At 40.6% G+C, this 10,952-nt stretch carries 7 protein-coding genes; 3 read left to right on the top strand and 4 right to left on the bottom strand.

The window, feature by feature from the left end; all coding sequences use genetic code 11:
- The 4 genes from I8748_RS14935 to I8748_RS14920 form a co-directional block, all read right to left on the bottom strand.
- On the bottom strand, positions 1–433 hold a 433-nt coding region (locus I8748_RS14935; RefSeq protein WP_198125365.1), incomplete at its 3' end, for a DUF2141 domain-containing protein.
- A gap of 188 nt (positions 434–621) precedes the next feature.
- On the bottom strand, positions 622–1,623 hold the full coding sequence (locus I8748_RS14930) for an NAD-dependent epimerase/dehydratase family protein (protein WP_198125364.1): 1,002 nt from the start codon (positions 1,621–1,623) through the stop codon (positions 622–624).
- A gap of 103 nt (positions 1,624–1,726) precedes the next feature.
- On the bottom strand, positions 1,727–2,905 hold the full coding sequence (gene devC, locus I8748_RS14925) for an ABC transporter permease DevC (RefSeq protein WP_198125363.1): 1,179 nt from the start codon (positions 2,903–2,905) through the stop codon (positions 1,727–1,729).
- A gap of 101 nt (positions 2,906–3,006) precedes the next feature.
- Positions 3,007–4,209 carry an ABC exporter membrane fusion protein gene (locus I8748_RS14920; protein WP_198125362.1) on the bottom strand — a complete coding sequence of 401 codons (1,203 nt, stop codon included), beginning with the start codon at positions 4,207–4,209 and terminating at the stop codon, positions 3,007–3,009.
- Positions 4,210–4,973: 764 nt separating this feature from the next.
- Between I8748_RS14920 and I8748_RS14915 the strand changes: the two genes are divergently transcribed.
- The 3 genes from I8748_RS14915 to I8748_RS14905 all read left to right on the top strand — a co-directional run.
- Complete coding sequence (locus tag I8748_RS14915; RefSeq protein WP_198125361.1) at positions 4,974–6,314, top strand: ParB N-terminal domain-containing protein; 1,341 nt, start codon at positions 4,974–4,976, stop codon at positions 6,312–6,314.
- A gap of 832 nt (positions 6,315–7,146) precedes the next feature.
- Positions 7,147–7,425: a hypothetical protein gene (locus tag I8748_RS14910; RefSeq protein ID WP_096554027.1), complete on the top strand. Its 279-nt coding sequence runs from the start codon at positions 7,147–7,149 to the stop codon at positions 7,423–7,425.
- A gap of 295 nt (positions 7,426–7,720) precedes the next feature.
- A partial coding sequence (locus I8748_RS14905) for a type I polyketide synthase (protein WP_198125360.1) occupies positions 7,721–10,952 on the top strand: 3,232 nt, incomplete at its 3' end.

Raw genomic sequence — 10,952 nt, 5'->3', positions numbered from 1 at the left:
TTGTTGTATTTTTCTTAACTACAAAACTTGACTTACTAAACTTTGGTGTACCTGTTTGGATAGATACAGTTGGATTATTAGAAATACCAAAACCTTCTTTGGGAATACCAAAAAAATCTGTGTCAAGCTTGTGATTTCCGTTCTGATCATCAACTACAGCAACAGCATAATTTCCTGGCTTCAAACCAGAAAAAACCTTGGTGACAGAAGTGCCTGTAATCTGAGTACAACCACTTTGAACTTCACTAGTGTTACTCATAGGAAATCCTCGTTCACTAGCATAAACTCGAAAGCAAATCTGGCCTTTTTGGTGACGGATTCCATTGACTGAAACAGTCAGTTTTGTAGCAGGCTCTGCCTTGACAAGTTCTGCACAACTAATGCTCAATAAACTAGCTAGAAGAAGATGACGTAAATAAGATAATTTCAGCATAACTTCGTATTGTTCAGTAAAAAATGTGCATTTTTAGACAATAAAACATCTGTAACAGCAACCCTCGAAGAGTATGGATTGTTGTTAAACAATGCTTGATTTTAGTGGGCAAAGCCCACTAAGCTGCTTCACAGTCAACAATCATCATTCATCTGTCAATGCAAATTGCATAACAGCTTAGTTGCTAACTATTTAACTAATTGTTGAATATCAGTTTTTTGCAACCATTCATGTGTAAGTTGCATTCCTGCTTCTAAGTCAATTTTGGGTTTGTAATCTAACAAACTCTGGGCTTTAGCAACAGAATAAGCATGAGGACGAGACATAAAATCTACGGACTCTGGGAGAATATCAGCTTTTTTACGAAAAAGTTTTTGTCCCTGATGGCGTAGTTTCAAAAACAACTTCATTTCATCTTTTGGTAGAGACATGGGTGCCGGTAAACCTTCCATTGCCGCTAGACGCATGAAATACTCTTTCCAAGAAGTGTTTTCACCATCGGTGATATTGAAAATTTCTCCGTAGGTTTCTTTTTCTATAGCTAGAAAAATAGCATCAATCAGATTGTCTATATAGACGTGATTGATTACTCCTTTACCATCATTCGCATAGGCAAACAATTTTTGACGCATCATCAGAATTGGTCGGACTATCCAAGGAATACTCCCAGGCCCGTAAACATCACCAGCACGAATAATGATTACGCCGAAATCAGGCGGTGCATTCAGTGGTAGAAGTTGTGCTTCGGCTTCTATTTTTGTCTGACAGTAGGCATTATCCTCACCAGAGAGTGGCCCGGATTCAGTGACATTATCAGGATAATTAAAGCCATAGACCATCACACTGGAGAGATGCACAAAAGTTTTAACACCAGCATTTTTGGCAGCTTTAGCCATATTGACTGTGCCGGTGACATTGATTTCTCGAAAATCCTTTAGTGAGCCGGCTTCTTGGGTAATTTGAGCAGTATGTAAAACGATGTCTACTCCCTGACAAGCTTTTTGAGCAATAGCTGCATCGGTAATATTGCCAACAAGTACTTCTGCACCCAAACTTTGGATTTTTTGGCGATCGCTATTTTTTTGCAATCCCCGGACTTTCATTCCCTGCGCTAAGGCTAACTCGGCTGCACGCAAACCGATAAATTCATCAATTCCAGTAATGAGAAGAGTTTTATTTTGCAAGTTCATACAGCAGAGCCAATTTTGGATTTTGGATTTTGGATTTTAAATTAGGCAGTTGTCAGTTGTTAGTTGTCAGTTGTTAGTTGTACCCATCTCCCTATGTCCCTTGCTAGAAAATATCAGCCGGATCGGCAGAACGGAGTTTATTGATAGCGAGTGCGCCAGAAGTTATACACATCAAAACTGCCGATATTAAAACGATTGCTGCATTATTAGCAGTCATGATGATTGGTAATTTAGTGGCTTCTCTGGCAAAGTCATATAAAATTACAGAGACAAGAAATCCTGGTATATAACTTAAAAATGCCAAGATAAGGGCTTGTTGAAAGACCACATTTAATAAATAGTTATTGGCATATCCTATAGCTTTCAATGTTGCATAAGCAATAAATTGTGTCGCAATATTGCTATAAAGAATTTGATAGACAATAACTACACCCACAACAGAAGCCATTGTCAACATTAAATTCAAGATAAAGCCAATAGGTGTTCTCAAGGCCCAATAGTTTTTCTCAAAGTTAATAAATTCTTGACGAGTGAAAACTTGAACATCATTAGGTAAGCTGGCTTTCAAATTTTTCAGAATTTCTTCTGCATCAACACCAGGTTTGAGAGAGATGACACCTATATCTATTTTCTCTGCCGGACGAGTATTAGGATTTATTCTTAAGAAAGTTGAATCACTAACAATTAAATTGCCGTCTACACCAAAGGAAGGGCCTAAGCTGAATAAGCCACCAACTCTAACTCTATATCCAATTTGGGCATCGAAGGGAAATATTTCAATTGTTTGTTCCTTATCTCCTTTGTCAAAATTTGCAGCAATTGGGCCAAATTCTGGTCGAGAATCTCGGTCAAAAAGCATGACATCAGGAATTTTGAGTTTGTCTAAGTTTTGCTCGACTTCCGGTATATTCATTACAGGTCTTCCCGGATCAAACCCAATAACATATATTGAGTATTTCTCGCCAGTTGCTGGATTTTTCAGTTTTGCAAATTGCAAATACATGGGGCTAACTGATTCTACACCATCAAACCCCAAAGCTTGGTATAAACGAGTGCGTGAAAAGCTTTGACTTGAGGTTAAAGATTTATATTGAGAACTGACTAAAAATAAATCACCTCGTAGGCTTTGATGTACTGCGGTAGCACTGGAATAGAGAGCATCTTGAAAACCAAGTTGCACAAACATCAGCAGGACAATAAAAGCAATCCCAGCTATAGCCACTAAAAAGCGAACTTTTTGTTGGGCTAATTGTAGCCATGCTAAAGGAATTTTTAAATTCATGGATTCATTTGTTGGTTGTTGGTTGTTAGTTGTCAGTTGTCAGTTGTTAGTTGTTCTAACTATTGACCACTGACTACTGACTAATGACTACTGACTCTTGACTATATCTGAATAGCAACATCCACCTGTAAATTGGTTAAACGAGCTACCCGATCGCTATCTTTGGGGTTATCGATGGATATTTTGACTTCAACTATTCTGCGGTCTGTGTCTGAGTTGGGGTTGAGGCTAAAGATACTTTGTTTATCAACTTGCAAACCAATCTCGTTCACAGTTCCTTGTAATTTTCCAGGAAATGCTGTGCTGGTAATGGTCGCTTTTTGACCTAAACGTACTTTTTGAATATCGGTTTGATACACTTCTGCGACGACATACATTTGAGATGTTTTGCCTATGTCAGCAAATCCAGTGTTGGAAATTACTTCTCCGGTTTTGGCATGAATTTTCAAAATTTTGCCATCTATGGGAGATTTGATGTAACTTAATTCTTGGTCTGCTTTTGCTTGTTTGATAGCAGTTACAGCACTTCTAACATCGGCTTGTGCTAGGTCAACATCGACTGTACGCACTTCTTTAATACTGTTGAGTTTGGCTGTGGCTTCTTTTTGCTGTTCAGTGAAGGTGTTTTGAGTACGGTTGAGGCTGGCTTTGGCTTCTGTTAGCTGCTGTTGTGCAGTCTTCAATTGCAAGGCTTTGCTATCTGCTACGGAAGCAGCGATCGCACCTTGTTTAAATAACTGCTGATATCGCTGGTTTTCGACTTGAGCGTTGTTGACTTCAGCCTGGATGCGGTTGATTGTTGCTTGTTGTGTTGCAACGTCACCTTTAAATTGTGACTCTAAACTCGCGATCGCTGCTTTTTGGGCATCAATGTCTCCGGGTTTAGCCCCAGACTTTACTTGTGCTAATTTGACTTTGGCAATTTGCAGTTTGTCTAAGGCTTGTTCTAAAGCTGTGGTAGCACGACTATAATCTTCTAAATACGCTAATACTTGTCCTGCTTTCACAGTGTCTCCTTCCTTCACCATCAGCCTTTCTACTCGAATACCGTTAGTTGAACTGGGAGCAGACAAATGAGTCACTTCGCCTTCAGGTTGCAAACGTCCCAAGGCAGTCACAGCAACTTTGACAGGGGTAGCCTTTGGAGCATTAGCTGGTGGAGCCTGAACATCAGAGCGAAACTTGATTGGTGAAAAACTATAAAATGATATTAGTCCGGTAGCCAAAGTAACAGAAGCTGCCAAAAGTATTCGCCACCGACCAGGAGATTTTGTAAATAATCGGCTTTCTTTGTTTACTGCCATATTTTCATTCCAATTGTGCTATCTCAAAATTTGGCTAGATGGCTATATCAGGCGGTTGCAATTAACTCATCCGCAGTTAATCAAGGTACTTTTACTCTATGATTTGATCTTCACCAAGCGGAGAGTTAAATTAGTTCTATGTGAATGTAGTAAGCCTTTATTGCTACCATCAATTAATGGTTTAGCAGCAAAATCAACGGTGGCGTTACTCCAAATCTTTTTCAGTTTTATCCTAATTTGACATTGAATCAAGTATCCTAAAATACCATAGCGCTAGCCAAAAACTTAAATCTCAAAAACAATGAAGCGCCAATAATATCGTGTCCGGTTAAAGACTTATCGTTAAGACTGCAAGCGGGCAGGGGAGAAAGAGTGCAGGGTAGGTATTTTCAGATTTCCGCGCCATACTCCCAATTATAAGTAATCAGCGGACTTGATATGAAAATGTCTCGGAAAAACTTCGATAAACTTGTGTTCAAGTATGGCAAAAAACTTTAATATTGTCAATCGATTTATTGTTGAATGATGACGGATGACTGATGAATGTTAATGGTCTATTTGAGTGTGGGTAATTTTCTGTGTGTAGTAGCTTCATCTAGCAGTTTTGTTATTATCAACAGATTGCTATTGCCACAATTGTGTACCACAAGACATTCTCTTCAACTGATACCGCTAAAAAGTCCTCAATTCCCAATCGAAACTTTTTAGCTGTATCCTAGTCGTATTATTGGTGTTTTGGCTAAACGCACTCAAAAACAGTAATTATGCCTATAGTGCCCATAGACCAAATTCAAGTTGGTCGCAACCGCCGTCCAGTTAAAGGCGAAAAAGTTGACGATTTGAAGGAATCAATTAAGGCTAATGGTCTGTTGAACCCGATTACGGTAGATCAAAAGCTGAATTTGATTGCGGGATTACACCGTCTGACAGCGTGTAAGCTGTTGGGGCTAGAGGCTATTGAGTGTAATATTGTTACTTATACTGATTCTGACCAAGCCCGTTTGGCAGAAATTGACGAAAATTTGATCCGCAATGAGTTAGAACCGCTTGAGCGTTCAGAACTGTGGCTAGAACGAGATCAAATTCTGGAACGCATGGGGCTGCGGGCGAAAGTGGGTGATAATCAACATACCCTCAAAGGTGGTGAAATGATTTCACCACCACCAAAAAGAACTGTGGAGTTAGCCAAAGAAGTCGGATATTCTGAACGCACCTTCCAGCACGGTAAGCAGATTGCTAAAAGCATTCATCCAGCAGTTAAACAGCTAATTAAAGGTACTGCGATCGCAGATAGTCCTACGGCATTATTAAAAATAGCTAGGGCTGGTAGTAAAGAACGTGCTTTGGCAGAAGAGGCAGAAAAAGCTTTGGAATTAGCCCAAGCCAGGGGAGAAAAAGAAGAAGCCGAACGGCAAGCTAAACTTATTGCTGAGTTCAAAGCTAAGCAAAAAGAACTACAGATATTAGCACATAAAAGTGCTATGGCACAAAAAGCAGCTAAATTGGCTGTCAAGAAAAGTCAACGCCAGCCAGAACCATTAATTGAGCAATCAGCAACACCTACTGCACCCAAAGTCCAAGTTGGTCAGGAATGGCTCTTAGGACGGCATTTAATATATTGTGGTAATACTGCAACTCCAGAATTTAGAAAACTGCTGCCCTCAAATGCAGCATTAGCGATCGCTACCCTTTCCTCCACCTGGGAGCATAATTACTTAGTAGATGAAGCGCGGGTTGTGGCTGTGCTGCGTTCAGAGGGACATATTTATGAATTTTACAAGCATAATCAAATGCCCTTTCAATACGAATTAATACTAGGCAATATTTATATAGGAATTTTTTCTCATCAATTAATATCTAAACCACAAACACCAATTAATGTTGAAGGAGTAGAGGGAATCATCAACTACTTAATAAATTTGTATACTAGCCCGAATAATTTTGTGATTGCCCCATTTATGGGACACGGTGAAATTCTCATTGCTTGCGAAAGAATGGGGCGTATCTGTTTTATTGGGGATACCCATCCAGAATTAGTCAGTCGCGGCATGATGCGGTGGCAAAATTGGTCTGGAAAGCAGCCAGTAATGGGGAATAGGGATTAGGGACTGGGGACTGGGTACTGGGTACTGGGTACTGGGTACTGGGGATTAGGAATACTCCTGTTAAATAGATTTTTATTTGTGCCTTTGTGTCTTTGTGGTTCAAAATTTATTTTTACCACCAAGACACTAAGACACAAAGAATGAATTATTAATCTGTAACTTGTTTATCAGACAATGCTTTATGTAATCGGAATTTTGATGATTCATAACAAAATTTATATGTTGTTTATAACGCACAAATTAAAATTTAATATTTGCTTTATAAATAACTAATTGTTTTTGAGAATAGATTTATATTTAAAATTCATCAAAAATCGTTCCCCAATTATGATGTTCTTCTGAAAAAATCTTACTGATAGTCATGCTTGATGATTTATGTATTCGTTGAATGATTACTTGGCTGCCAAGATTTTTCTAATGCCCTCTCAATCAAGATAAAATTCATGTCCCAGCTATTAGGAACGAAAGTATTAGCTCCAATGTTTAGTCAAAAAATATACTTGACTGGTATATTTACTTTCAGATTTACATCAGCTAAAATCCAGCTTTTTTCTGAAATTAATTTAAAGGAATGATTTAGTTTCTATAAAGTATGCTAATCTTTTTATTAATTCAAACGTTTCAAGGCGGTAAGGAAAATTAGTTATTTGATTGAACTTAGAAAAGCAAAAACTAACCCAAACCGCATTTGCATCACCTGACAATTGGTTGAGTATTTGTTCAGCTAACTATATGAAATCGGAGTAAAGGTGATGTTTTTTCTGTAACGAACTTGTCAACTTTTCTTGGTCAATTTCCATAAAATACATTATCCTGGACGTTGAAACTGGCTATGGCATTTATCAAGATACAGAACGTTGTCATTAATACCAGCTACGTTGTTGCAGTTAGGCTAGATAATCAAACTAGTTTGGGAGAAAAAAGCGTTTCTGTCCTAATAGCTACTCCTAAGTTTTCATTGTTCCAGTGGGATACAATTGCCCAAGATATTTGCCATTACGAATGGATTGAATTTACTGGTCAAGCCGCTAACGCACTCCAAGACTATTTTACCAGTTTCAACAACGTTATCGACCTGCTGCCACAATATCAAGAGTCGAACGCTGTATGAAGTGTGAAGTATAAAATTGTAGCTTTTATGCTTCATCCTCTGGCTTTCTGGCGTTGTGTGTGCTTGAAAAAAAAGCATTTAGCCTTAGCAGATAGGATAGCTAGCTGCTTAAAAGAAGAGATAGCTCATTTTTGGTAAGCGACATAAATTATACCAATTGGAAAAAAGATTGCGATCGCGGACTACTAAAAAGTTTAGCAATTAACTTTTTTAAATCTAAAATCCCAAATCTAAAATCCCAAATGGTATCACTCTCGCTTCACCATCCACAGTACTCAAGAACAGTCTATGTCCTATGTCTGCTAATTCAATTGATACTGCCTTGGCGGAGTTAGAAGCCCAGATTAACAATTGTGAAAAGGATTTAGTTAGGTTTATAGAGGCAAAAAAAATGAAATCAGAAAAACCAATGTCACTTAATAAAATTAATAGACAATTACAACAAAATCCTATAGCCATTGTGGGCATGGCTTCTCTATTTCCTCAAGCCAGAAACTTACGGGAATATTGGCAAAATATCATTAATAAAATTGACTGTATTACCGATGTGCCTGATACACATTGGAGCGTCAAAGATTACTACGATCCGAACCCTAGAACACCTGAAGATAAAACCTACTGTAAAAGAGGTGGGTTTATTCCAGAGGTTGATTTTAACCCCATGGAATTTGGCATACCTCCCAGCATCTTAGAAGTAACAGATGTATCGCAACTATTGAGTTTAGTAGTTGCAAAAGAAGCAATGGAAGATGCCGGTTATGGTGAATCTCGTGAATTTAACCGCGAGGCTGTGGGTGTAATTTTGGGTGTGGCTATGGCCAAGCAATTGGGAATGCCACTGTCAGCTAGATTAGAATATCCAGTTTGGGAGAAAGTTCTCAAAAGCAGCGGTTTGTCTGATGAAGACACCAAAAAAATCGTTGATAAAATCAAAAGCGCCTACGTCAAGTGGGACGAAAATGCTTTCCCTGGAATGTTGGCTAACGTTGTAGCCGGTAGAATTGCCAACCGCTTGAACTTTGGCGGGATGAACTGTGTAGTTGATGCTGCTTGCGCTAGTTCCTTCGGCGCATTAAAAATGGCCATCAGCGAACTGATAGAATATCGTTCTGACATGATGCTGACTGGTGGTGTGGACACTGATAACACCATCATGGCTTACATCTCCTTCAGCAAAACACCAGCTGTTTCTCCCAGTGAGAATGTCAAACCCTTCGATGCTAAATCTGATGGCATGATGCTGGGTGAAGGTATTGGGATGATTGTCCTCAAACGGTTAGAAGATGCCGAACGTGACAACGATAAAATCTATGCAGTCATCAAAGGCATCGGTACCTCTAGCGATGGACGTTACAAGAGTATTTATGCCCCTCGTAAAGAAGGTCAGATCAAAGCCTTAGAACGTGCCTATGAAGATGCCGGTTTCTCTCCCGCCAGCGTTGGCTTAATGGAAGCGCACGGTACCGGCACAATGGCAGGCGACCCCACCGAATTCGGTTCTTTAAGAGACTTTTTTGGCGAACATGACTCAAAAAGACAGCACATCGCTTTGGGTAGCGTCAAATCACAAATCGGACATACAAAAGCGGCGGCGGGTGCTGCAAGCTTGATTAAAACAGCTTTGGCACTGCATCACAAAATCTTACCAGCCACAATCAACATTACCGAACCTAACCCCAAACTCAACATTCAAAATTCCGCATTTTATTTGAATACCGAAACTAGACCTTGGATTCGTGCGGAAGGTGAAGCGCCAAGACGTGCTGGTGTGAGTTCTTTCGGCTTCGGTGGTACTAACTATCACGTTGTTTTGGAAGAATACGAAAGCGAACAAAACCGTCCTTACCGCTTACACAATAGTGCGCGTGAGATTGTATTGTTTGCTCCCAACCCTGCACAACTGTTGGCTAAATGCGAAGACATTTTAAATAAGTTGCAATCGGAAGGCAGTGACAGACATTATGCCCAATTAGTCCAGGAGTGCCAATCAGCAGAAATTCCCTTAATTGCCGCTAGAGTTGGGTTTGTCGCTGAGAATCCGCAAGAAGCCTGCAAGTTGATGCAAATTACCATCGAGTGGCTGAAACACAAGAGGGCAGCAGCATCCTGGGATCATCCCCAAGGAATTTACTATCGTTCCACTGGCATGGAATTAGGCGGTAAAGTTGTAGCTTTATTCTCCGGTCAAGGTTCGCAATACTTGGAGATGGGCCGGGAACTGGTGATGAATTTCCCCCTGATGCGGCGTTTGCATGGCTACATGGATAGCTTGTTAATCAAAGATAATTTGCAACCGCTGTCGGAAATAGTTTTCCCCCGTCCGGTATTTAGCGAGGCAGAAAAAAATGCTCAAATTGCCGCCTTGCAACGCACAGAATATGCTCAACCTGCCATTGGGGTGTTGAGTGCTGGGATGTATTCCATATTGCAACAAGCTGGTTTCAAATCAGATTTTGTCGCCGGACACAGCTTTGGAGAACTAACAGCTTTGTGGGCAGCAGGTGTTTTGAGTGACCAAGATTACCTGTTCCTCGTGAAAGCCAGAGGTCAGGCAATGGCAGCCCCAGAAGACCCGGATCATGATGCAGGCAGTATGCTGGCTGTGAAAGAAGATATCAGCAAAGTGCAAGCAGTACTGAGACAGTATCCGCAAGTATCCATCGCTAACTTTAACTCGCCCACGCAAATTGTCGTCGCAGGCCCCACCGCAGAAATTGCCAAAGTGCGGCAGACATTGCACGACCAAGGATGCGCCGCTGTATTATTACCTGTGTCCGCAGCCTTCCATACATCCCTGATTGCCTTCGCACAAAAATCCTTTGCGATCGCCACCAAATCCGTCGCCTTCCAAACTCCCCAAATCCCCGTTTTCAGCAACGTCACCGCCAAACCTTATCCCAAAGAACCCCAAGGTATTCAAAAAATCCTGGAAAGCCACCTCTCCAACTCCGTGCTGTTTAAGCAGGAAATTGAAAATATCTATGCAGCTGGTGGTTACTGCTTCGTGGAATTTGGGCCGAGGAAAATTCTTTCTAACTTAGTCAAAGATACCCTAGGCGATCGCCCCCACATCACCGTTGCATTGAACCCCAGCACCCAAAAGAGTAGCGATCGCTCTTTGCGAGAAGCAGTTGTACAGTTACGCGTACTTGGTTTACCTTTGAAAAACCTCGACCCGTATGAAGTACCACCCGCACTACCTGCTACTGAGCAAAAGAAAGCGTTGAATGTACGTTTAAACGGCATCAACTATCGCTCCGAAAAAACCAAAAATGCCTTTGCTGAAGCTTTACAGGATGGGCATAAAGTTAGTTTACCTGCTGCTTTATCTAACAATTCCACCCCTGAATTTACTGAAACTGTGGTTTCCACTCCAGCAGTAAAAGAGAGTAACGGACATGTTGCACCCACTCTCGTTGAATTTTCACATAATACTAATTCCGCCGCATCTAGAAATGGGAAAGATGCAGTTAAAAAGCAAGAGTCAGAAATTATTTCTCCCCCTGCTCCCCCTGCTTCCCCTGCTC

The sequence above is a fragment of the Amazonocrinis nigriterrae CENA67 genome, assembly GCF_016056305.1.
Classification (GTDB): Bacteria; Cyanobacteriota; Cyanobacteriia; order Cyanobacteriales; family Nostocaceae; genus Amazonocrinis; species Amazonocrinis nigriterrae.
Note: the sequence above shows the minus strand (reverse complement) of the source record. Positions and strands in the feature narration are given on the sequence as shown.